The organism is Prescottella subtropica, from assembly GCF_005434945.1.
Classification (GTDB): domain Bacteria; phylum Actinomycetota; class Actinomycetes; order Mycobacteriales; family Mycobacteriaceae; genus Prescottella; species Prescottella subtropica.
This window is the reverse complement of sequence record NZ_SKCH01000008.1, coordinates 118,901-140,930: the sequence shown is the minus strand read 5'-3', so window position 1 is coordinate 140,930 and position 22,030 is coordinate 118,901. Positions and strand designations below refer to the sequence as shown.

The 22,030-nt window shown below is 69.4% G+C and carries 25 protein-coding genes; 12 read left to right on the top strand and 13 right to left on the bottom strand.

What is annotated here, in order from left to right:
- The first annotated feature begins 244 nt into the window (after positions 1 to 244).
- Both E0497_RS10430 and E0497_RS10425 read left to right on the top strand, forming a co-directional pair.
- Positions 245 to 1,822 (top strand): DEAD/DEAH box helicase, encoded by a 1,578-nt coding sequence (locus tag E0497_RS10430; protein WP_137724717.1) that lies wholly within the window; start codon positions 245 to 247, stop codon positions 1,820 to 1,822.
- 49 nt (positions 1,823 to 1,871) lie between these two features.
- Positions 1,872 to 3,089 (top strand): Rv3212 family protein, encoded by a 1,218-nt coding sequence (locus E0497_RS10425; RefSeq protein WP_137724716.1) that lies wholly within the window; start codon positions 1,872 to 1,874, stop codon positions 3,087 to 3,089.
- A 3-nt stretch (positions 3,090 to 3,092) separates the two neighbouring features.
- Here the strand turns inward: E0497_RS10425 and E0497_RS10420 are convergent, their stop codons facing one another.
- A complete protein-coding gene (locus E0497_RS10420; RefSeq protein WP_137724715.1) occupies positions 3,093 to 3,887 on the bottom strand; it encodes a ParA family protein in 795 nt (264 codons plus the stop codon).
- A 58-nt stretch (positions 3,888 to 3,945) separates the two neighbouring features.
- Here E0497_RS10420 and E0497_RS10415 point away from each other — a divergent pair, with 58 nt between their 5' ends.
- Positions 3,946 to 4,557: an acid phosphatase gene (locus E0497_RS10415; RefSeq protein ID WP_137724745.1), complete on the top strand. Its 612-nt coding sequence runs from the start codon at positions 3,946 to 3,948 to the stop codon at positions 4,555 to 4,557.
- Positions 4,554 to 5,066: a GNAT family N-acetyltransferase gene (locus tag E0497_RS10410; RefSeq protein ID WP_137724714.1), complete on the top strand. Its 513-nt coding sequence runs from the start codon at positions 4,554 to 4,556 to the stop codon at positions 5,064 to 5,066. Before E0497_RS10415 ends, E0497_RS10410 begins: the two co-directional genes overlap by 4 nt.
- A 7-nt stretch (positions 5,067 to 5,073) precedes the next feature.
- Here E0497_RS10410 and E0497_RS10405 read toward each other — a convergent pair whose 3' ends face one another.
- Entirely contained in the window at positions 5,074 to 5,415 is a 342-nt protein-coding gene (locus E0497_RS10405) for a YtxH domain-containing protein (RefSeq protein ID WP_241665832.1), read from the bottom strand.
- Between the two features lie 129 nt (positions 5,416 to 5,544).
- Here E0497_RS10405 and E0497_RS10400 point away from each other — a divergent pair, with 129 nt between their 5' ends.
- Both E0497_RS10400 and E0497_RS10395 read left to right on the top strand, forming a co-directional pair.
- A complete protein-coding gene (locus tag E0497_RS10400; RefSeq protein WP_137724712.1) occupies positions 5,545 to 6,513 on the top strand; it encodes a diacylglycerol/lipid kinase family protein in 969 nt (322 codons plus the stop codon).
- A gap of 275 nt (positions 6,514 to 6,788) precedes the next feature.
- Positions 6,789 to 7,043, top strand: coding sequence for a WhiB family transcriptional regulator (locus E0497_RS10395; protein ID WP_127914467.1), 255 nt, complete (start codon positions 6,789 to 6,791; stop codon positions 7,041 to 7,043).
- Between the two features lie 69 nt (positions 7,044 to 7,112).
- On the opposite strand, the gene E0497_RS10390 is transcribed toward E0497_RS10395, so the two are convergent.
- Both E0497_RS10390 and E0497_RS10385 read right to left on the bottom strand, forming a co-directional pair.
- Positions 7,113 to 8,630: a sensor histidine kinase gene (locus E0497_RS10390; protein ID WP_137724711.1), complete on the bottom strand. Its 1,518-nt coding sequence runs from the start codon at positions 8,628 to 8,630 to the stop codon at positions 7,113 to 7,115.
- 28 nt (positions 8,631 to 8,658) lie between these two features.
- On the bottom strand, positions 8,659 to 8,874 hold the full coding sequence (locus E0497_RS10385; protein WP_137724710.1) for a biotin/lipoyl-binding carrier protein: 216 nt from the start codon (positions 8,872 to 8,874) through the stop codon (positions 8,659 to 8,661).
- 108 nt (positions 8,875 to 8,982) lie between these two features.
- On the opposite strand from E0497_RS10385, the gene E0497_RS21100 reads away from it, so the two are divergent.
- Positions 8,983 to 9,057 carry a 50S ribosomal protein bL37 gene (locus E0497_RS21100; RefSeq protein WP_095887907.1) on the top strand — a complete coding sequence of 25 codons (75 nt, stop codon included), beginning with the start codon at positions 8,983 to 8,985 and terminating at the stop codon, positions 9,055 to 9,057.
- Between the two features lie 74 nt (positions 9,058 to 9,131).
- Here the strand turns inward: E0497_RS21100 and rsrA are convergent, their stop codons facing one another.
- Positions 9,132 to 9,407: a mycothiol system anti-sigma-R factor gene (rsrA, locus tag E0497_RS10375; RefSeq protein WP_137724709.1), complete on the bottom strand. Its 276-nt coding sequence runs from the start codon at positions 9,405 to 9,407 to the stop codon at positions 9,132 to 9,134.
- Complete coding sequence (locus E0497_RS10370) at positions 9,404 to 10,126, bottom strand: sigma-70 family RNA polymerase sigma factor (RefSeq protein ID WP_137724744.1); 723 nt, start codon at positions 10,124 to 10,126, stop codon at positions 9,404 to 9,406. The genes rsrA and E0497_RS10370 overlap by 4 nt, the downstream gene beginning before the upstream one ends.
- 103 nt (positions 10,127 to 10,229) lie before the next feature.
- Between E0497_RS10370 and ybaK the strand changes: the two genes are divergently transcribed.
- Together ybaK and E0497_RS10360 are read left to right on the top strand one after the other, a co-directional pair.
- A complete protein-coding gene (gene ybaK, locus E0497_RS10365; RefSeq protein WP_137724708.1) occupies positions 10,230 to 10,724 on the top strand; it encodes a Cys-tRNA(Pro) deacylase in 495 nt (164 codons plus the stop codon).
- 75 nt (positions 10,725 to 10,799) lie between these two features.
- The gene (locus E0497_RS10360) at positions 10,800 to 11,816 is read left to right on the top strand and encodes an LLM class flavin-dependent oxidoreductase (RefSeq protein WP_137724707.1); all 1,017 of its coding nucleotides are present in this window, start codon (positions 10,800 to 10,802) and stop codon (positions 11,814 to 11,816) included.
- Here E0497_RS10360 and E0497_RS10355 read toward each other — a convergent pair.
- A complete protein-coding gene (locus E0497_RS10355; protein ID WP_137724743.1) occupies positions 11,803 to 12,555 on the bottom strand; it encodes an SOS response-associated peptidase in 753 nt (250 codons plus the stop codon). The two genes, E0497_RS10360 and E0497_RS10355, sit on opposite strands and share 14 nt — an antisense overlap.
- A gap of 84 nt (positions 12,556 to 12,639) precedes the next feature.
- Here E0497_RS10355 and aroA point away from each other — a divergent pair, with 84 nt between their 5' ends.
- Together aroA and rsgA are read left to right on the top strand one after the other, a co-directional pair.
- A complete protein-coding gene (gene aroA / locus E0497_RS10350; RefSeq protein WP_241665826.1) occupies positions 12,640 to 13,950 on the top strand; it encodes a 3-phosphoshikimate 1-carboxyvinyltransferase in 1,311 nt (436 codons plus the stop codon).
- Positions 13,899 to 14,939 (top strand): ribosome small subunit-dependent GTPase A, encoded by a 1,041-nt coding sequence (rsgA, locus tag E0497_RS10345; RefSeq protein ID WP_241665825.1) that lies wholly within the window; start codon positions 13,899 to 13,901, stop codon positions 14,937 to 14,939. Before aroA ends, rsgA begins: the two co-directional genes overlap by 52 nt.
- 24 nt (positions 14,940 to 14,963) lie before the next feature.
- Here the strand turns inward: rsgA and E0497_RS10340 are convergent, their stop codons facing one another.
- The 6 genes from E0497_RS10340 to E0497_RS10315 all read right to left on the bottom strand — a co-directional run bounded on the left by E0497_RS10340 (position 14,964) and on the right by E0497_RS10315 (position 21,295).
- Complete coding sequence (locus E0497_RS10340) at positions 14,964 to 16,208, bottom strand: fatty acid desaturase family protein (protein WP_137724705.1); 1,245 nt, start codon at positions 16,206 to 16,208, stop codon at positions 14,964 to 14,966.
- Positions 16,209 to 16,278: 70 nt separating this feature from the next.
- Complete coding sequence (locus E0497_RS10335) at positions 16,279 to 17,538, bottom strand: fatty acid desaturase family protein (protein WP_137724704.1); 1,260 nt, start codon at positions 17,536 to 17,538, stop codon at positions 16,279 to 16,281.
- Between the two features lie 106 nt (positions 17,539 to 17,644).
- Positions 17,645 to 18,760 (bottom strand): ferredoxin reductase, encoded by a 1,116-nt coding sequence (locus E0497_RS10330; protein ID WP_137724703.1) that lies wholly within the window; start codon positions 18,758 to 18,760, stop codon positions 17,645 to 17,647.
- A 115-nt stretch (positions 18,761 to 18,875) separates the two neighbouring features.
- Positions 18,876 to 19,388, bottom strand: coding sequence for a DUF6912 family protein (locus E0497_RS10325; protein ID WP_137724702.1), 513 nt, complete (start codon positions 19,386 to 19,388; stop codon positions 18,876 to 18,878).
- A gap of 57 nt (positions 19,389 to 19,445) precedes the next feature.
- The gene (locus E0497_RS10320) at positions 19,446 to 20,870 is read right to left on the bottom strand and encodes a WS/DGAT/MGAT family O-acyltransferase (protein ID WP_170312936.1); all 1,425 of its coding nucleotides are present in this window, start codon (positions 20,868 to 20,870) and stop codon (positions 19,446 to 19,448) included.
- Between the two features lie 17 nt (positions 20,871 to 20,887).
- Complete coding sequence (locus tag E0497_RS10315; RefSeq protein ID WP_137724700.1) at positions 20,888 to 21,295, bottom strand: HAD-IA family hydrolase; 408 nt, start codon at positions 21,293 to 21,295, stop codon at positions 20,888 to 20,890.
- Between the two features lie 222 nt (positions 21,296 to 21,517).
- Here E0497_RS10315 and E0497_RS10310 point away from each other — a divergent pair, with 222 nt between their 5' ends.
- Positions 21,518 to 22,018, top strand: coding sequence for an Rv3235 family protein (locus tag E0497_RS10310; protein WP_241665824.1), 501 nt, complete (start codon positions 21,518 to 21,520; stop codon positions 22,016 to 22,018).
- The last annotated feature ends 12 nt before the right edge of the window (positions 22,019 to 22,030 follow it).

The window sequence follows — 22,030 nt, the reverse complement described above, 5'->3', positions numbered from 1 at the left end:
CGGCGGGAGACCATCACTTCACACCCGGTCATCAGGTCGTTCGAGACGCCACGTCGCTCGAGACACACCGGGTCCGGGCTCCCGACGACAATGTGCGCGCACCTGATCGACGGCGCCCACCGTTGCTCGCCACGACCGACATCGGTCGTCGTGCTGATGCAGTGGCCGACAGTCCGGCCCGGTGGTACCGACGCAAGAGGGCACCGACACCGGCCGACTTACGGCCAGGCCCCTTACCTTGTGCGTGCGTGCCGATACGAGGAAGGCCAGTCCCCTGAGCGAGAGCACGATCGACACCACCGCCCATATCGCCCCCACCTTCGCCGAGCTCGGCGTCCGCGACGAGATCGTCCGGGCCCTCACCGAGATCGGCATCGAACGCACCTTCGCCATCCAGGAGCTGACGCTGCCGCTGGCGCTCGCCGGCGACGACCTCATCGGTCAGGCCCGTACCGGCATGGGCAAGACGTTCGGTTTCGGTGTTCCGCTGCTGCACCGCGTTTCCACCGCGAACTCGGGGACGACGCCGCTGGACGGCACTCCGCGTGCCCTCGTCATCGTCCCGACCCGTGAGCTGTGCATCCAGGTCACCCAGGACCTCGAGAACGCGTCGAAGTTCCTGAAGTCCGGGGACCGCAAGCTGCAGGTCTTCTCCATCTACGGCGGCCGCCCCTACGAGCAGCAGATCGACGCGCTCCGCAAGGGCGTCGACGTCATCGTCGGCACCCCGGGCCGCCTCCTCGACCTCGCCAACCAGGGTCACCTGATCCTCGGCAAGGTCGGCGTCCTGGTCCTCGACGAGGCCGACGAGATGCTGGACCTGGGCTTCCTGCCCGACATCGAGCGCATCCTCGGCATGGTCCCCGACAAACGCCAGACGATGCTGTTCTCGGCGACCATGCCCGGCCCGATCATCACGCTGGCCCGCACGTTCCTGACGCAGCCGACGCACATCCGCGCCGAAGAGGCGGACTCGTCGGCGGTGCACGAGCGCACCAGCCAGCACATCTACCGCGCCCACGCCCTCGACAAGGCCGAGATGGTCTCCCGCATCCTGCAGGCCGACGGCCGCGGCGCGACGATGATCTTCACCCGCACCAAGCGCACCGCACAGAAGGTCGCCGACGACCTGAACGAGCGCGGCTTCAACGTCGGCGCCGTGCACGGCGACCTCGGCCAGGTCGCCCGCGAGAAGGCGCTCGCCGGTTTCCGCAACGGCAAGGTCGACGTCCTCGTCGCCACCGATGTCGCGGCCCGCGGCATCGACATCGACGACGTCACCCACGTCATCAACTACCAGTGCCCCGAGGACGAGAAGACCTACGTGCACCGCATCGGCCGCACCGGTCGCGCGGGCCGCACCGGTACCGCCGTCACCCTCGTCGACTGGGACGACGTGCCGCGCTGGCAACTCATCGACAAGGCCCTCGAACTCGGGGTCGCCGATCCGGCCGAGACGTACTCGAGCTCGCCGCACCTGTTCGAGGAACTCGGCATCCCCGCCGACGCCAAGGGCACCGTCCGCAAGCCGCGCGCCGAGCGTCCCGCGAAGGACGCCGCCGAGCCCCGTGGTGAGAAGGCTGCCGGGGACAAGGCTGCCGGCGACAAGCCGGAGCGCAACCGGGCGCGCCGACGCACCCGCGGCGGCAAGACCGGCGACGCCTCCACCACTACCTCCGCACCCGTGACCGCACCCACCGCCGGTCCCGCGTCGGACGAGCAGCCCGCCGCGCCGCGCCGCCGTCGTCGTCGCCGCACCGGTGCCGCCGCAGCGGATGCCGCCGCGACCGAGTCGGCGAGCGTGTCCGCGGCCTCGGAGTAGAACCTGCCGAGTAGGACCTTCCGGATCGACGCCGGGTAGCCTCGCCCCTGTGCCGGCACCCGAGCGTCGTACCCGTCTGGACGTGGCGGCCGCCGCGACGATCGTGATCGTCGTGGCGGTCGCCGCGGTCGTTCTCTGGCTCCGCAGCGATGCCCGGGGCACCACCTCGATCACTGCGGACGCCCCTGCCGCGGAAGCACTTCCGGCCCTCACGCCGCCCGAGACACTCACCGAGATCTGGCGGGCACGCAGCACCGCGACCACCGCGCCGATCGCCGCGGACGGTGCCGTCACCACCGCCACCACCGACGACGGCACCGTCACCGGTCGGGACCGGCTCACCGGCGACGAACTGTGGCGGTACCGGCGGGACATGCCGCTGTGCGGGGCCATCGGCGCCTGGAACGGTGTGGTCGCGGTGTACCGGGACCAGCGGGGTTGCGGGCAGGTCACCCAGCTCGACGGTGCGAGCGGGGCGCGGGAGGCGCAGCGGTCCAGCGACGCCGACGACGACGTGACCCTGTCGTACGACGGCACCTACATCGTCTCCCGCGGCCCGGAACGCCTCGAGTCGTGGCGGTCGGATCTGGTCCGCACCCTCGAACTCGGCCGGGTCGACGCCCCGATCAACCCGGACAAGCAGCCGCATCCCGGCTGCGATCTGATGTCGGCGGCGGCCGGCGGCACCCGACTCTCGGTGCTGATGCACTGCCCCGGCGAGGCCGGTGACCGGCTGAGTGTCCTCGACATCGCCCCGTCGGACAATCAGGAACCCCAGGAGTACGGCACCACGCTCGTCGGCGCCGCCAACACGCCCGGCGCCCGCATCGTCGCCGCATCCGGTGACCGGACGGCGCTCTATCTGCCGGCCGGACCCGCCACGGGGCCGCGGCTCGCGGTCTTCGACGGCAGCGCGGACGAGATCGCGTCGTACCCGGTGGACGGGCCGATCGCGGAGAAGGCGACCGCCGCCCGCAACGGCGCGGTGTTCACGTGGTGGACCGGCAGCGAACTGATCGCCCTGTCCACGAGCGAACTGACCCTGCGGTGGACGGCCGTGGCCGGGGCTCTCGGACCCGGCACGATCACGGCCGGCGCCCTGCTGGTCCCCGTACCCGACGGGGTCGCCGTCGTCGACCCGAAGACCGGCGTCGAACAGCGCCGCATCCCCGTCACCCGGGACGGCGCCGCCGGTCCGATCACGATGTCGGTCCTCGGTGACGTCGTCCTCGAGCAGCGCGGCGACGAGGTCGTGGCGCTGCGGTGACCGTTACGGTGTCGCCTCGAACGTGCGCAGCGCGGCGCCGTCGAACCAGTGTTCCGAAAGATTCTGTGCCAGTGCGCGATACGCGTCCGCGCCCTTGTTCTTGCGTCCCGACAGGACCGTCGCCCCGGATGCCGACGCCTCCGCGAACCGCACCGTCCGCGGGATCGGCGGGGCCAGCACCGGCATCGCGTAGCGGTCCGAGACGTCGGACAGGACGTCGCGGCTGTGCGTGGTCCGCGCGTCGTACAGCGTCGGCAGCGCGCCGAGCAGCACGAGGTCGGGGTTGGTGATCTGCTGAACCTCGGAGACGGTGCGCAGCAACTGTCCGACACCGCGGTGGGCGAGGGTCTCGCACTGCAGCGGCACCAGCACCTGCTGCGCCGCGGTCAGCCCGTTGAGGGTGAGCACCCCCAGTGACGGCGGGCAGTCCACCAGGACGACGTCGAACAGGTCGAGCAGCGGCACCAGCGCCCGCTTGAGCGCGAACTCGCGGCCCGGACGCATCAACAGCAGCGCCTCGGCGCCCGCGAGGTCGATCGTCGCGGGCAGCAGGGACACCCCGTCACCGGTCTCGAGCAGGACGTCCTTCGCCGGCATGTCCCCCACCAACACGTCGTGCACCGACCGTTCGAGTCGATCGGGGTTGTGCCCCAACGAGAACGTCAGACATCCCTGCGGGTCGAGGTCGACCACCAGCACCCGCCGACCGAGATCCACGAGCGCGGCCCCCAGCGACGCCACCGTCGTGGTCTTGGCCACCCCACCCTTTTGATTCGCTACCGCCAATACCGTCGTCACGGCCTCGATCCTTGCCTACTCGCGGCCCGAACGCGAGAGTCGGGACGAACCCGGCATGATGATCGACATGACCACACCCGACCGTCGACTCGTCCTGCTCCGTCACGGCGAAACGGAATGGGCGCGGCTCGGCCGGCACACCGGCACCACCGACATCGACCTCACGGTGCGGGGCGTCGCCCAGGCCCGGGCGGCCGGCACACTCGTCGCCGCACTCGGACTGCGCGACCCGCTCGTCCTCGCCAGCCCGCGCCGACGCGCCCACATCACCGCGGAACTCGCGGGACTGTCCGAGGACCAGCGGTGGGATGCGCTGGCCGAGTGGGACTACGGCGACTACGAGGGCCTCACGACACCCGAGATCCGCGAGCAGGTCCCCGACTGGACGGTGTGGACGCATCCGTGCCCGGGCGGTGAGACCCACGAGTCGGTCACGTCACGCGCCGACATGGTGCTCGCGACGTGCGAGGCGGCGCTCGCCGACCGGGACGTGATCCTCGTCGGGCACGGGCACTTCTCCCGTGCACTGATCGCCCGCTGGATCGAACTCCCCGTCAGCGAAGGCCGGCGCGTCACCCTGTCCCCGGCCGCGCACACGGTCCTGAGCTACGAACACGGTTTCCGCACCATCGTCACGCACAACGTGGCACCCGAGAGAGGTATCGAGTGAACACCGCACCGTCTGCCGTCGTCCGTCGTGCCACCGCGGCCGACGTCGACGCGATCACCGGTCTGATCTACGAGCTGGCCGAGTACGAAAAGGCCCGGCACGAGTGCACGGTCACCCCCGAGCAGGTCACCGCGGCCCTGTTCGAGCCGCACCCGGCGGTGTTCGCGCACGTCGTCGAGGTCCCGACGGCCACCGGACCGCAGGTGGTGGGGACGGCGGTGTGGTTCCGGAACTTCTCGACGTGGGACGGAGTCCACGGCATCTATCTCGAGGACCTGTACGTCACACCCGAGCACCGTGGCGCCGGGTACGGCAAGGCGCTGCTCGCGACGCTCGCACAGGAGTGCGTCGACCGCGGCTACACCCGGCTGGCGTGGTCGGTGCTGAACTGGAACACGCCGTCGATCGGCTTCTACGAGTCGCTCGGCGCGGTGGCCCAGGACGAGTGGACGACGTACCGGCTCAGCGGGGACCCGCTGGCGGCGCTGGCCACCCACGCGCCGCGGTAGTCCGAGGTCAGTCGGCGTCCGGCGCGTCGGGGGCCTCGTACCCGGCCGCCATCCACGCCGACGTGGCCGGCGCGAACAGCAGGCCGAGTGCCGCGATCACCACGGCGCCCAGCAGGATGCCCCACAGCATCTGGTGCGAGGTGAGGACGTACCACGTGACCGGCAGCAGCAGCAGTTGCGCGAGCAGGGCGATGGTGCGTCCCCAGCGGTGACCGAGGATCAGGGCGATACCGGCGGCGAGGACGGCCCCGCCGAGGATCGCGAACCAGGCCGCGGTGCCGTATCCGCTGACGATGCTCTGGTCGGCGCCGCCCAGCCCGCGCACCACCAGGACGATCACGAAGATCATCGCCACCGCACCCTCGAGGGTGACGAGCGCACCGGCCCCGCGGACGGTTCGAGGGGTCGGGACGGGTACAGGCTGATTCGACACGCAGCCAGCCTATACATCGAGATACCCCCGCTAGGCTGATGCCCCGTGCACGCCCTGCTGATCGTGAATCCCAATGCCACGTCGACCACACCGGCCGGCCGCGACCTGCTCGCGCACGCATTGTCGAGCCGCGTCCGGTTGACGGTGACGCACACGACGCACCGCGGTCACGCCGCCGAACTGGCCGCGAAGGCCCGCACCGACGGGGTCGCGCTGATCATCGTCCACGGCGGTGACGGCACCGTGAACGAGGTCGTCAACGGTTTGCTCGGGGCCCCGCATCCGACGTCGATGCGGTCGGTGCCGTCCGGGCCGATCCCCCTCGTCGCGGTCGTGCCCGGCGGCTCGGCGAACGTGTTCGCCCGCTCGCTCGGGATCGCGGCCGACCCGGTCGACGCGACCAATCAGCTCATCGATCTGTTGTCGGCGCGACGCCGCCGCACGATCGGTCTCGGACACTGCGACAACCGTTGGTTCACGTTCAACGCCGGCATGGGACTCGACGCACAGGTGTGCGAGGCCGTCGACCACGGCCGGAACGTCGGGCAGTCCGTCACCCCGGGACGGTACGTCCGGCACGCGGTGCGGGCGTTCTTCCGGGCCAAGCGGGAGACGCCGGTACTGACGGTGGAGGTGCCCGGGGCCGATCCCGCACCGTTCGTCGCCGAGGGTGTCCACTACGCGTTCGTGTCGAACTCGACGCCGTGGACGTATCTGGACCGGCGGGAGGTGCACACGAACCCGGGGACGAGCGTCGACACCGGCCTCGGACTGTTCGCGATGCGGACGATGGGTGTCTTTGCCACTCTGCGCGTCGTACGTCAACTACTCAGCACCGGATTATCACCTAAATCACATTCATTGATTCGATTCGACGACGTTTCCGAAATCCGAATCCATGCGAGCACTCCGATCGGACTCCAACTGGACGGCGACTATATCGGCACACGTTCGGACGTGACTTTCACCGCGGTCCCGGATGTCCTCACCGTGGTCGCCCCGGACGTCCCCTGAGCGTCTTCCGGCCGGTCAGCAGGTAGCAGACCGGCCGACGCACCCCGGATTCGACCCCCTCGAGCCGGCAAAGGTGCTGGTGGGCACGTCGAGGGCGCGAATTCCGATAGGGCACCCTAAGCAAGTGAGCTTCCCCACGGTGTCGCCGGAATCTATTGACTTCTCCCTCGTTCGTGAAAGCATTCACAAGTAACCGCGCTGAAACCTGCGAGTAAGCGCCCATGAACTTGTGAATACATATCGGTGCCACGCGCACCCGGTTAAGGAGTAGAAGGATGGACTGGCGCCACAAGGCTATCTGCCGTGACGAGGATCCCGAACTGTTCTTCCCCGTGGGAAACAGCGGCCCGGCGCTCGCGCAGATCGCTGACGCCAAGGTCGTGTGCAACCGCTGCCCCGTGACGGCCGAGTGCCTGTCGTGGGCCCTCGAGTCCGGCCAGGACGCCGGCGTGTGGGGCGGCATGAGCGAGGACGAGCGTCGCGCACTCAAGCGTCGCAACGCCCGCACCCGCGCGCGCACCGCGGTCTGATCCGCAGCAGCTTCACACGAAGGCCCGGCACCGATGGTGCCGGGCCTTCGTCGCGTCAGGAAAGCCGTATCAGGATCGGGATGCCCTGCGCCCCAAGGGAACCCGCAGGACCGCGTCGGTGCCGCCCCCCGCCGACGGATGCAGTCCCAGCGACCCACCGAGTTCCGCGTCGACGAGGGTCCGCACGATCTGCAGGCCCAGCCGATCCGACTTCTCGAGACTGAACCCGTCGGGCAGGCCGCGTCCGTCGTCGTGGATGACGACGTCGAGCCAGCGGGCCGAGCGTTCCGCCCGCAGGTAGACGGTGCCCTCCTCCCCCGGTTCGAAGGCGTGCTCGATCGCGTTCTGCACCAGCTCGGTCAGCACCATCACCAGGGGGGTGGCCCGTTCGGCCGAGAAGACACCGAGGCTGCCCTCGCGGCGGATCGCGACCGGCATCGTCACCGACGCGACGTCGGCGAGGATCGGCACCAACCGGTCGACGACCTCGTCGAGGTCGACCTCCTCGTCCACCGACATCGACAGGGTCTCGTGGACCAGCGCGATCGACGTCACCCGCCGCACCGACTCGGACAGCGCCTGCCGTGCCTCCTCGTTGCCGGTGCGCCGGGCCTGCAGTCGCAGCAGCGCCGCCACCGTCTGCAGATTGTTCTTCACCCGATGGTGGATCTCGCGGATCGTCGCATCCTTGCTGAGCAGGGCGCGGTCACGGCGTTTGACCTCGGTGACGTCCCGGATGACGACGGCCGGACCCACGACCTCGCCGCGCGGCTTGAGGACCAGGGCCCGCAGCAGCACCGTCGCACCTCGCGCCTCGATCTCCATGCGGTGCCCGAGACGGCCGGCGACAGCCCCACTGATGTAGTCGGCCACCTCCTGCGACTCGAACGTGTCGGTGACGAGTTCGCGGGTGGTGGACGCCAGATCCGTCCCCATCAGATCGGTGTTGAGTCCCATCCGGTGGTACGCCGACTTCGCGTTGGGGCTCGCGTACACGACGCGTCCCTCCCGGTCCAGGCGGATGAAGCCGTCACCGGCGCGGGGACTGGAATTGGTGTCGGTCCGGGACTCCGGGTTGGGGAACGTGCCCTCGCTGATCATCCGGCACAGGTCGGCCGCGCAGTCGAGGTACGCGATCTCGAGGGGACTCTGGGCACGCTGCTGCGCCAGGTTGGTGTCACGGCTCAGGACCGCGATCACCTCACCGTCGCAGCGGACCGGAACCGCTTCACGCCGCAACGGGGTGCCGTCCCGCCACGCGGTGTCGACGGCGGAGACGATCCCCCCACCGAGGAGCGCCTCGAGCACCTGCGGATGCTCGGATTCGGAGACCACCGTCCCGACCGCATCCTCGGGGAAGGCCGTGGACGCCGTCGTCGGACGGCACTGGGCGACACACACGACGGTCACCGGATCGGCGGCCGCCGCCACACGGCCGTCGTGGCGTTCGGTCGCCACCCACAGCAGGACGTCGGCGAAGGACAGGTCCGCGAGAAGTTGCCATTCGCCCACCACCTGCTGCAGATGGTCGACCGCGGTGCCGGGAAGATCGGTGTGCTCGGCGAGCAGATCACTCAGTGTCGACACGAACCGGCCCCCGATCCTCGTCCCGGATTCAGCTGATGGTGGCGATCAGGTCGCCCTGCTGGATGACGTCGCCGACCTTCACGTCCACGGTGGTGACCGTGCCCGCGGCCTCGGCCAGAACCGGGATCTCCATCTTCATCGATTCGAGGATCACCAGGGTGTCGCCCTCGTTCACCTCGTCACCGGCGCTGACAACCACCTGGTAGACGGTCGAAACCATTTCGGCGCGCACATCTTCTGCCACAGGGAACCTCACTCTTCGCGGACGGTCGCGGACCAGCCAATGGAACCACAGCCAATCACACGTGAAACACTAGGACGAACCGAGTTCACACACCGAAGGGAGCTACTCATGGGTAAGCGTGGCCGCAAGAAGCGCAGCCGTAAGGGCAGTGCCGCCAACCACGGCAAGCGTCCCAACGCCTGAGACGCCTGACGTACGCAACGGGGGCCGGTGAGCACAACGCTCACCGGCCCCCGTTTCCGTCTCCAGCCGACCCGTCAGTCGTCGGTCTCGGTGAGGATCACGGTGCGGCGGATCTGGATCGACAACCGTTCCCGCAGACCGTCCGGTGCGTGCTCACCGCCGCACTTGCGTCCGACGAGGCTCTTGACCTTCTCCTCGATCCCGTACGCCGTGAAACACGCCCCGCACGTGTCGAGATGGTGCTGGATCCGTGCCCGCGCATGCTCGTCGCACTCCCGGTCGAGCAGCAGCCACACGTCGGCGATCACCGCGGAGCAGTCCAACTGCTCGAATTCGTTCTCCCCGGTCACCGGGTAACCTCCTGTTCCGCTGCCGCGGCACGGTTGAATCCACGTTCCCGGGCGACGTCGGCGAGCAGGCCGCGCAACTGCTTGCGCCCGCGGTGCAGCCGCGACATCACGGTGCCGATCGGGGTGCCCATGATCTCGGCGATCTCCTTGTACGGGAAGCCCTCGACGTCGGCGTAGTACACCGCCATCCGGAACTCCTCGGGCAGCTCCTGCAGCGCCGCCTTGATGTCCTCGTCGGGCAGGGCGTCGAGCGCCTCGACCTCCGCGGACCGCAGCCCGGTCGACGTGTGCTCGGCCGTCGCGGCCAACTGCCAGTCGGTGATCTCGTCGGTGGGGTACTGCGCGGGCTGCCGCTGCTTCTTGCGATACGAGTTGATGTACGTGTTGGTGAGGATGCGGTACAGCCAGGCCTTGAGGTTCGTGCCCTCCTTGAAGGACCGGAACGCCGAATACGCCTTGATGTACGTCTCCTGGACCAGATCCTCGGCGTCGGCCGGGTTGCGGGTCATCCGCAGTCCGGCACCGTACAGCTGGTCGAGCAGCGGCAGTGCATCCCGCTCGAACCGCGCCGTCAACTGCTCGTCGGTCTCCGGACTGTCACCGGCGGGGTGTTCCCCCGGCTCGTGGTCGCCTCGCACGCCGATCCCTTCGCTCACCGTAGGGGTCAAGGCTACCGCCGCCACCGGCTCGTCCACCGGACGAACACGTTCCGGACACATCACCGCCACGCCACCACTTCCCTTCACGACAGGCCTGCGGCTCTGTTCAACAGATTCCGGGCGCATCGTGTTCCCGAGCCGGCCTCTCGTAGAGTTCCGAGTCATGGCCGGAACCTCGACGCCCGCGACGAAACTGCTCGACAAGGAGAAGGTGCCGCACCGCGTCCACTCCTACGATCACAATGCGCGGGCCGCGTCGTACGGCGGCGAGGCCGTCGATTCGCTGGCCGGGGCGCTCGGGGTGGAACCCGCCCAGATCTTCAAGACGCTCATCGTCAAGACCGACACCGGCAAGCTCGCGGTCGCGGTGCTGCCGGTGCCGTCGAAGCTGTCGTTGAAGGCGGCCGCGGCCGCGGTGGGCGCGAGCAAGGCCGTCATGGCCGAGCAGGCCGACGCCGAACGCTCCACCGGCTACGTCCTGGGCGGCATCTCCCCGCTCGGGCAGCGCAAGCGGCTGCCGACGGTGATCGACGCGTCCGCGCTGGAGTGGGATCGGGTGCTGTGCAGCGCGGGCCGCCGCGGCCTCGAGATCGAGGTGGCGCCGCAGGACCTGGTCCGGTTGACCGGTGCCGTCGTCAGTTCGGTGACCGCGGGCTGAGCCTGGGAATCAGTGGGCGTACACCACTGTTGCCCCTCGGGAAGATCATTCGACGAACGAAAGACGGTGTCCGTCATGTCCGGCCTCGCGCTGCCCCTGTCCATCCTCGATCTGGCGTACATCGGGTCGGGTGAGTCGGTGGCCGACAGTTTCCGGTCCAGCGTGGAGATGGCCCGCAACGCGGAGCGGTGGGGGTACCGGCGGATCTGGTACGCCGAGCACCACAACATGCCGTCGATCGCGTCGTCGGCGACGAGTGTGCTGATCGCGCACGTCGCCGCGCACACCGAGACCATCCGGCTCGGGTCGGGCGGGATCATGCTGCCCAATCATTCGCCGCTGACGATCGCCGAACAGTTCGGCACGCTCGCCGAACTGCATCCGGGGCGCATCGATCTGGGTCTGGGCCGGGCGCCGGGTACCGATCAGCCGACGATGCGGGCGCTGCGCCGGGATCCGAGCGCGGCCGAGTCGTTCCCGCAGGACGTGCTGGAACTGCAGGGGTATCTGGCGGGCGAGTCCCGCATTCCGGGGGTCGCGGCGATTCCGGGGGCGGGCACGAACGTGCCGCTGTACGTGCTGGGTTCGTCGCTGTTCGGGGCGCAGCTGGCGGCGGCGCTGGGGTTGCCGTACGCGTTCGCGTCACATTTCGCGCCGGACGCGCTGCACGACGCGATCGCCGTCTACCGGCGCGAGTTCCGGCCGTCCGCGCAACTTGCCGAGCCGTACGTGATCGCCGCGGTCAACGTGATCGCCGCCGACACCGCCGCCGAAGCACACCGTCTGCTCGAACGGACCGAACGTACCCGGGTGGCCCGATTCCTGGGCCGCGGCCGCACCTTCACCCCCGAGGAGATCGACATGCTCCTCGACGCGCCCGCCGGCCGGCAGGTGCTCGCCATGATGCGGTACACCGCCGTCGGCACCCCCGACACCGTCCGCGACTACCTCGCCGCCTTCGCCGAGCACACCGGCGCCGACGAACTCATGATCGTGTCGTCCGCCTCCGACCGGGACACCTGGATGCGGTCCCTGGAACTGGTGGCGGAGGTGGCCGACCTCCCCGGCCGTCCCACCGTCACAGCAGACTGATCTGCTCGCTCGCCTGCTCGCCGTCGTCGGGGGCCAGCAGGTCGGGTCCGTTGTTGCGGACGCTGTTCACTTTCGGGGACACGCGGCGGATCTCGACGGCGGCGACCGCCTCGGGGCTGGGGCGGATGAGATCGGGATGGCCGAGGCTGTCCGGATCCAGCCAGGCGTCCCACCGGTCGGGCGGCAGGATCAGCGGCATCCGGTCGTGCACGTTCGCCAACTGGTCCACCGAATCGGCCGTCAGGATCGTCGTCGACAGCAGCGGCGGATCGGCCGGCGCCGTCGGGTCGTGCCACACCGCCCACACGCCGGCCATGAAGATCCGCTGCCCGTCACCGCGGGACATGTAGTACGGCACCTTCACTGCCTTGCCGTCGGGAGTCGGTTCGGTCTGCCACTCGTACCAGCCGTCCATCGGGACCAGGCAGCGCTTGTGCCGCAGCGACGTCCGGAACGACGGCTTGGTGGCGACCGTCTCGGAGCGGGCGTTGAACAGCGGGGCGCCCTTGCCGAGCTCTTTCGTGTACGACGGCACCAGCCCCCACCGCATCCGACGGATCCGGCGGGCGACCGGAGACTCCGGGTCGTCGTGGTCGTGCCGGGCGACGACGGCGAGCACCGACGTCGTGGGCGCGACGTTGTAGTTCGCCGCGCGCTCCGCGTCACCGGCCTCGTTCACCGCGTCGAGTTCGACGGCGAGACTCGCCGGGTCGGCCGTCGTCGCATACCTGCCGCACATGTCCGCGGGCTCCTCTCGCATCGGATGTCCCCCCATGCTGGCACGGTTGGCGCGGCCCGCCCACGCATAGGAGAAGATGGACGGGTGAGTCCTGACATCCTGTGGAGAGCGCCCCGCGCCGAGCATCCCGTCGACGCGTCGGTGACGCTGCCCGGATCGAAGTCGATCACCAACCGAGCCCTCGTACTGGCGGCACTCGCGTCCGGGCCGTCCACGATCACCGGGACGCTGCGCAGCCGCGACACCGACCTCATGATCGACGGCCTGCGTACGCTCGGTGCCGCGATCACCGAGGTCGACAGCGATCCGACCACCCTGCGGGTCGTCCCCGCACCCCTGCACGGCGGCGACATCGACTGTGGTCTCGCCGGTACCGTGATGCGGTTCCTGCCGCCGGTCGCCGCCCTCGCCGACGGCACCGCCCTGATCGACGGCGACGAGCAGGCCCGTACTCGGCCGCTCGGCACGATCCTCGAGGCGCTGCGCGGCCTCGGCGCCGACGTCCACGGCGACGCGCTCCCCCTGACCGTCCACGGCCGCGGCGGGCTGCGCGGCGGCACCGTCACGATCGACGCGTCCGGCTCGTCGCAGTTCGTGTCGGGGCTGCTGCTGTCGGCGGCCCGCTTCGACGACGGCGTCACCGTCCGGCACCAGGGCGGGCCGCTGCCGTCGATGCCGCACATCGACATGACCGTCGAGATGCTCCGCGAGGCCGGGGTCACGGTTCTCACGCCGGGTGAGAGCGGCGAGCCCGACACGTGGAAGGTGTTGCCGGGCAGCATCTCCCCGGTGGACTGGGCGATCGAACCCGACCTGTCGAACGCGACCCCGTTCCTCGCGGCGGCCGCCGTCACCGGCGGCACCGTGCGGGTGCCGCTGTGGCCGTCACGCACCACCCAGCCCGGCGACGCGATCCGCGGCATCCTCACCGACATGGGCGCCGACGTCGCCCTGTCCGACGGGATCCTGACCGTGACCGGGCCGAAGACGTTGCACGGCATCGATATCGACCTGCACGACATCGGTGAGCTCACCCCCACCGTCGCGGCCCTCGCAGCGCTCGCGGACGGCCCGTCGGTGCTGCGCGGTATCGCGCACCTGCGCGGCCACGAGACGGACCGGCTCGCCGCGCTCGCCACCGAGATCGGCAAGCTGGGCGGTGCGGTCACCGAGACCGACGACGGTCTGCGCATCGAGCCGCGTCCCCTCCACGGCGGGCAGTGGCACTCGTACGCCGACCACCGGATGGCGACCGCGGGTGCAATCCTCGGTCTCGTCGTCGACGGCGTCGACGTGCAGGACGTGGGCACCACCGCCAAGACACTGCCCGGATTCGAGAACCTGTGGGCGGCAATACTGTCCGGTCAGGACACCGAGCAGGGGGCACGGTCCTGAGCCGCCGGCAGTACGACGAGTCCGACGTCCGGGTCCGTCCGGGCAAGGGGTCGCGTCCGCGCACCAAGAACCGGCCCGAGCACGCCGACGCCGCCGACGCGATGGTGGTGTCGAAGGACCGCGGCCGGTGGGGTGTCGTCCTCGACGGCGACCCGGACCGGCCCGTCGTCACGATGCGGGCGCGGGAGTTGGGCCGCACCCCGATCGTGGTGGGTGACACCGTCAGTGTCGTCGGGGACCTGTCCGGCAAGCCGGACACCCTGGCGAGGATCGTGCGCGTCGCGGACCGGTCGACGGTGCTGCGTCGCACCGCCGACGACACCGACCCGTTCGAACGGATCGTGGTCGCGAACGCCGAACAGCTGCTGATCGTGGTGGCGCTGGCCGATCCGCCGCCGCGCACCGGGTTCGTCGAACGGGCGCTCGTCGCCGCCTACGTGGGCGGCCTGAAACCCGTGCTGTGCCTGACGAAGAGCGATCTGGCGACCCCCGACGAATTCGCGGCCACGTTCACCGGCCTCGACATCCCCGTCGTCGTCGCCGGCCGCGACGACCCGATCGAACCGGTCACCGAGATCCTCACCGGCCGGCTCACCGCCCTCATCGGGCACTCGGGTGTCGGCAAGTCGACGATGGTCAATCGTCTCGTCCCCGAAGCGGATCGGGCCACCGGCGTCGTGTCGGGGGTCGGCAAGGGCCGGCACACGTCGACGCAGTCGGTGGCACTGCCGCTCCCGGACGGCGGCTGGGTGGTCGACACCCCCGGTATCCGCTCGTTCGGGCTCGCGCACATCTCCCCCGAGAACGTCGTCGACGCCTTCACCGACCTGGCCGCGGCCGCCGAGGACTGCCCGCGCGGCTGTACCCATCTCGGTCCGCCCGCCGACCCCGAATGCGCCCTCGACATGCTCGAGGGCAGGTCCGCGGGACGCGTCGAGGCGGTGCGGCGCCTGCTGACCGCGCTGATGTCCAACGAGTCCTGGACCTGAGTCCAGGACTCGTCGGACCGGAGGTCAGCGCTTCCGTGCCAGCAGTGCGCGCAGTCCGCGGCGCTTGCGGCCGGCCGCGATGGCCGCACCGAGTCCGCGGCGCTGCCCGGTGACCGGGTCGATCGTCGCGGCGGTGTTGCCGCCGAACTTGCGTTCGGATGCCGTCTCGGGGGCGTCGTCGACGGTGGCGACGAGGTACTTGTTCGGCAGCGACAGCTTCGCGATGGTGCGCCACGCCTTGGCGTACTGCACCAGCAGCGGACCGGTGGTGTACGGCAGGTCGTACTTCTCGCACAGTGCCCGTACCTTCACCGCGATCTCGGCGTACCGGTTGGACGGCAGATCCGGGTAGATGTGGTGCTCGATCTGGTAGCTGAGGTTGCCGGTCATGAAGTCCATGACGGGGCCGCCGGAGATGTTGGCGCTGCCGAGCATCTGCCGCAGGTACCACTCGGCGTGTGTCTCGTTGTCGACGTCGGCCTTGGTGAACTTCTCGGCACCGTCGGGGAAGTGGCCGCAGAAGATGACCGCGTTGGTCCACACGTTGCGGATCGTGCTGGCTGCGAAGTTCGCCGTCATCGTCGACTTCCACGCCTTACAGGTCAGGGCCGGGTAGACGACATAGTCCTTGACGAGCTGCTTGCCGATCTTCTCGCCGACCTCACGCAGCTTGCGCTCGGTCTCCGCCCGGTCGTCCCGGCCCTTCGCCACCTTGCCGAGCTCGACGTGCTGCGCGGCGATACCGAATTCGAAGAACAGCGCGAGCAGCGTGTTGTACGCGAGGTTGCCGTAGTTGAACGGCTTCCACCGCTGGTCCCGGGTGACGCGCAGCAGCCCGTATCCCACATCGTCGTCCATGCCGAGGATGTTGGTGTACTTGTGGTGCAGGTAGTTGTGGGTCTGCTTCCAGTGGGCGGACGGGCCCACCACATCCCATTCCCAGCTGCTCGAGTGGATCTCCGGATCGTTCATCCAGTCCCACTGCCCGTGCATCACGTTGTGCCCGAGTTCCATGTTCTCGATGATCTTCGAGACGCCGAGCATGCCGGCACCGAGAATCCACAGCGGACGCTTGCGGCTGCCGAACAGCACTGCCCGGCCGCCGATCTCGAGGCCGCGCTGCAGCCGGATCGTGTTGCGGATGTACCGCGCGTCGCGTTCGCCGCGAGATTCCTCGACATCCCGGCGGATGGCGTCGAGTTCGCGTCCGAGCGCCTCGACGTCGGCATCCGTCAGATGCGCGTACTCCTTGATGTCCGTAATCGCCACGGGCCTACCGTACCGTAAGTTACGACACCGTAGGTTAATGGCGAGTCACTGTGGTGCGGATCACATCCGATCAGGCGTGACGCCGCATCCGACGGCGTCCGACCTGCGCCTCGGCGTGCGCACGCAGCGCAGACAGCAGACCACGCCGGCGCCCGGTCTCGGCGTCGACACGCAGTGTCTCCGCGATCCGCGACCCCGTCGAGACGAACTTGCGCTCCGACGACGTCTCCGGGGCATCGTCGGACGTCCGAGCCAGGAACCGGTCCGGCAGCGCAAGCTTGTGGATCGTGCGCAACGCGAGCAGGTACTGCCGGCTCAGCGGCCCGGACGTGTACGGCAGGTCGTACTTGGCGCACAGCGCCTGCACCCGCGCCGCGACCTCCGCATACCGGTTGGACGGCAGATCCGGGAACAGGTGGTGCTCGATCTGGTAGCTGAGGTTGCCGGTCAGGAACGCCATCACCGGACCCGCGTCGATGTTGGCACTGCCCAGCATCTGCCGCAGATACCACTGCGCCCGGGTCTCGTCCTCGAACTGTTCGACCGTGAACTTCTCGGCCCCGTCCGGGAAGTGACCGCAGAAGATCACCGCATACGTCCACAGGTTGCGGACCAGGTTCGCGGTCGCGTTCGCGGCGAGCGTGTGCTTCCACGCCGGCCCGGTGAGCACCGGGAACAACACGAAATCCTTGCCGACCTGACGGGCGATCTTGACCGCGAACTGCCGGTTGGGACCGGAGTTCCACTGCTTCGGGTCGACACCCTCGAGCGTCTTCTGCGCACTGAGGTCGTGCAGGGCGATACCCCACTCGAACCCGGCCGCGAGCACGACGTTCGCGATCGGCTGCAGCAGGTTGATCGGCCGCCACTTCTCGTCCCGCGTCATCCGCAGGATCCCGAATCCCACGTCGTCGTCCATGCCGACGATGTTGGTGTACGTGTGATGGGTGTAGTTGTGGGCGCGTTTCCAGTGCTCCGACGGACCCGTCATGTCCCACTCCCACGTCGTGGAGTGGATCTCCGGGTCGTTCATCCAATCCCACTGACCGTGGGAGATGTTGTGCCCGAGTTCCATGTTCTCGATGACCTTGGCCAGCGAGAGCATGCCAGTACCCAGCACCCACAACGGCCGCTTCCGGCTGCCGAACAGCAGTACCCGCGCACCCAGCTCGAGGGACCGCTGCGCCCGGATCACCCCGCGGATGTAGCGGGCGTCACGCACCCCCCGGGACGCCTCGACGTCACGGCGAATGGTGTCCAACTCGGCACCGAGCAGTTCGATGTCGGCGTCCGTGAGGTGGGCGAACTCTTTGATATCGGTGATGGCCACCGAGGATCCTCCGTCAGGTAAATCAGGCACTGGGACTCAGGCCCTGAGATCAGGCACAGTGGATCAGGCGCCCGACGACACGCCGAATGCCGAAATCACTCGAAAGTTACACGTCGAGCGTACAGTCGCCCGCCGCCGCAGAGATACACGTCTGGATGCGCTCACCCTCGGAGTGCTCCTTGCCGGTACGCAGATCGACCGCGTGCCCGGACGCGAGCGGGACCACACACGTCTGACAGATGCCCATGCGGCAGCCGAACGGCATGAGCACACCGGACTTCTCCCCCGCCTCGAGCAGCGTCGTCGCACCGTCCGCCTGCACCTGCCGGCCGGCGCGGGCGAACGTGACGGTGCCACCCTCACCCGACAGGTCGGCGCGCGAAACCGCGAACCGTTCGAGGTGCAGCTGTTCCCCGAGACCGGCGGCACCCCAGGTCTGCTCGATGTCGTCGAGCATGGCCAGCGGGCCGCACGCCCACGTCTGCCGCTCACGCCAGTCCGGGCACACCTCGTCGAGCGAGGACAGCGCGAACTTGCCGTCGGTGCGAGTGTGCTGCACGTGGCAGCGGAACGACGCGCGCGCCTCACCGAGCTGCGCGAGCTCACCGGCGAACATCGTGTCGTCCGCGGTCGGCGCCGAATGGACGTGGACGACGTCGGGCAGGTCGCCGCGACGGTCCATCGTCCGGAGCATCGAGATGACCGGGGTGATGCCGCTGCCCGCGGTGAGGAACAGGATCTTCTCCGGCGGCGGCGACGGCAACGCGAAGTTGCCGGTCGGGGCGGCCAGACGCACGATCGTGCCGGACGGCACCCCGGTGACCAGATGACTCGACAGGAATCCCTCGGGCATCGCCTTGACGGTGATGGAGATCAGCTTGCGGTCGATGTCGGGAGCCGACGTGAGCGAGTACGAACGCCAGTGCCAGCGTCCGTCCACGTGGATGCCGATACCGACGTACTGGCCCGGCCGGTAGTCGAAGTCGAACCCCCAGCCCGGCTTGATCACCAGCGTCGCGGAGTCGGACGTCTCGGGCCGCACCTCGACGATGCGGCCACGCAGCTCACGCGCCGACCACAGCGGGTTGACCAGGTGCAGGTAGTCGTCGGGGAGCAGCGGCGTGGTCAATCGGGTGACAGCCCCGCGCACCACGTTCGCCACCGACCGGTTCGAGCCCGCGACCCGTACCGCCGGCGCCTCGATCCAGCTCTTCAGTCCCATCCGACCTCCCTTTCGCATCATGCAGTAGCCAGCGTAGGCCATGAGGCTACGGTTGCGTAAGTTACGGCCGGGTAGTGAGCCGAGGCAAAGATCTGCGGGGCCGCTCCGGACCGGGTCAGAGCAGCTCGAGCAGGAACGCCAACTCCTGCGTCGCGTACCACGCCAACTCGTGATCCTCCGCGTCACCGAGCACGAACTCGGCGTCCTCGTCCCCGAGATCCGCGGCGTCGACCACACCGACCGCCTTCTCGATGTCCGGCTCCGCCTCCGCCAGATCCACGTGCACCGACGCCACCTGGGCGAGGGTGACCACGTCCGCCAGACGCACCACCGCGTCGTCGAGATCGGGCCGCGGCTTCACCTCCGCGACGTCCGCCGCGATCACCGCACGCCGGTACCGCGGCCGATCGGCGTCGGGGTCGTCCGGGGTTTCCGAGGCGAGCAGACGCAGCGACGCCCGCGCCGCCTCCGCCATCGCCACCTCGGACAGTTCGTCGTCGTCACCCGAGTGGTAGGCCTCGCGCAGCGCCGGGGTCACCGCGAACGCGGTCCGGCTCACCGGCAGCAACTCCCGGTCGGCGACCAGTTTCTGCAGCATCGCGACGGTCGCGGGAACGTAGACCCTCATGCCCGGCCTCCGACCGTGTGCGCCACCTGCGTCGTCCGTGCCTCGACCATCCACCGTTCAGCCACCGGCCTCCACCAACTCCTCGAGAGATTCGTGCAACGATGCGGCCACCACGTCCACGTCGGGCATGGCGTCGCGATCCGCATTCAAACCGTAGTGGACGTACCCGTCGTACGACGTCAGGGCGATGCCGAGCGTCTGATTCTCGAGCAGCGGCGACACCGGATACATCTCGGTCATCCGCATCCCCGCCAGATACAGCGGGATCTGCGGGCCCGGCGCGTTCGTGACGACGAGATTGAACATGCGCTGCGACAGACTGCTCGCGGCCCGCGCCGCCCGCGCATGCAGCGACGCCGGCGCGAAACCCGACAACCGGACCATCGTCCGCGCCGTCACCGGCCGGCCCTGCCGCGCGAACTCCTCCGTCGCATGCCGGATGTGCGACAGCCGCATCACCGGATTCGACTCCCCCACAGGAAGATCCATCAGGAACGACGACGCCCGCGCATGCTCCGCCCCCACCTCGCCTCCCCCGCACACGTCGACGACGGTGGCACCGTTCGTTCCCGACCGGGCCTCGCAGATCGACATCGGCGCGAGCACCCGCAGCGTCGACGCCTCCGACACCGACTCCCCCCGCGCCAGCAGCCACGTCCGCATCGCACCCGCCACCACCGTGAGCACCACGTCGTTGATCGAACAGCCGTACCGGGCCCGGACCTCGCGGTACCGCTCGAGATCCGTGCGTGCCACCGCGAACCGGCGATTACGCGACACCGGCACGTTCAACAGGCTCGACGGCGCCGGCTGCGCGGCCGTCCGGACCAGCGCCGCCAGTTTCCCGAGCACCTCGGACGCCTCCTCGACGACAGTGTTCATGTCCCGCAACGTCATCCGCAGTGTCGCGATCCCCTCCCGCGGCTGCGCCACCAACTGGGCGAGCGCCTCCACGACCAGCGCCGGCTCCCCGGGCGCAGGCTCCGGCATCCACAGATCGTCCACGACAGCGGCCGGGGTGACGTCCTCGTCGAGGATCACCTGACCGATGTCGAGGGCCTGCGCACCGTCCACCAGCGCCGAATGCGACTTGGCGAACACCGCGCACCGGTTGCCCGACAACCCCTCGACGACATACATCTCCCACAGTGGGCGCGTCGTGTCCAACGGACGCGACGTCAACCGGGCCACCAGGTCGTGCAACTGGTCGTCGGTGCCCGGCGACGGCAGCGCGGACCGTCGCACGTGATAGGTGATGTCGAAGTCGGCGTCGTCCACCCACACCGGCCGGGCCAGACCGTACGCCACCTCGCGGATCTTCTGCCGATACCGCGGCACCAGATGCAACCGGCCCTCGACGAGCCGCAACACCGACTCGAAGTCGAGACCCGACTCCGGCAACTGCAGGACCGCCAGCGACCCCATGTACATCGGGGTGTTGCTCGCGTCGAGGAAATAGAACGACGCATCCTGCGCAGTCATCCGGACCGCCTTCGCCACTACCGGCCCTCCCCCGTCTCCAGAAGAATCGCGATCTCGTCCGCCGCCGACACCGGATCGGTGTGGTGCACGCCGACCATGCCCGCCGCCACCGCACCCCGCACGTTGCCGACGAGATCGTCGACGAACACACACTCCCCCGGCTCGAGGTCGAGTCTGCGCGCCGCCAACTCGTAGATCCGCCGATCCGGTTTCGCCATCCCCACATCCCCCGACAACACCACGTCGTCGACGAACGGCCCGGCCAGCTCCCGCAGCATCCGACCGGCCGGCCCGCCCGGATCGTTGCTCAGGATCGCCGTCCGCACCCCCCGCCGACGCGCAGCAGCGACCACGCCCGCCATCAATTCGCCGTCGGCACCCGGACCACCGAGCACCCCACCGAAATCCAGCACCAGTCCACGCACGGTCCCACCCTAGGCCGCACCCGCCCTGTGCGCCTTTTCGGTAGTGACAGCTACCGAAAAGGCGCACGAGCACGAAGTGCCTCTGGACGCGCCCCACACGCCCGTGTCATGCTGTGCGCCAGATTCCGTCCTCTCCGCGGAGTCGACCCCACCGCTGCCGGACGTGCCGGCACCGATCAGTCGACGACATGTGCCGCACCTGCGGTACCGGAGAGGCCGTTCATGGACACTGCACCCCGATTCCTGTCTCGTGCACCACGATTCGAGCCGCCCACCGCCGAGTCCACGGATGCGCCGGTACGGTGCGGGCCGTTGTCGTCGCCGGTGGTGTCCGCGCGCCGCTCCCCACACGACGGCCGGTCCCCGCGTCGTGCCCGCCCCGCCGTCGTGGACGCCTCCGACGCCCACCGGTTCGCCGAACACGCCCTGCGGCTGGCGCTGGAGATCATCGACCGGCGCCGGCCACCGGCACAGCTCCGCACCGTCGCGTCGCCCGCGGTCGTGGACGTCGTGCACTACCTGATCCGCTCGGCCCCGACCGTCCACCGGCTGGGGACCGCGAGCCGGGTGCGGGTCCACATCCGGCCGGTCCGGCCCGGCGCTGCCGAGGTGTTCGGCACCTACAACCGCAGCGGCCGGGTGTTCGCCGTGGCCGCGCGTATCGAACGCGGCCCCGACGACCACCCGGCCGACTGGACGATCACCTCACTGCAGATCGCGTGAACGAACTACCCG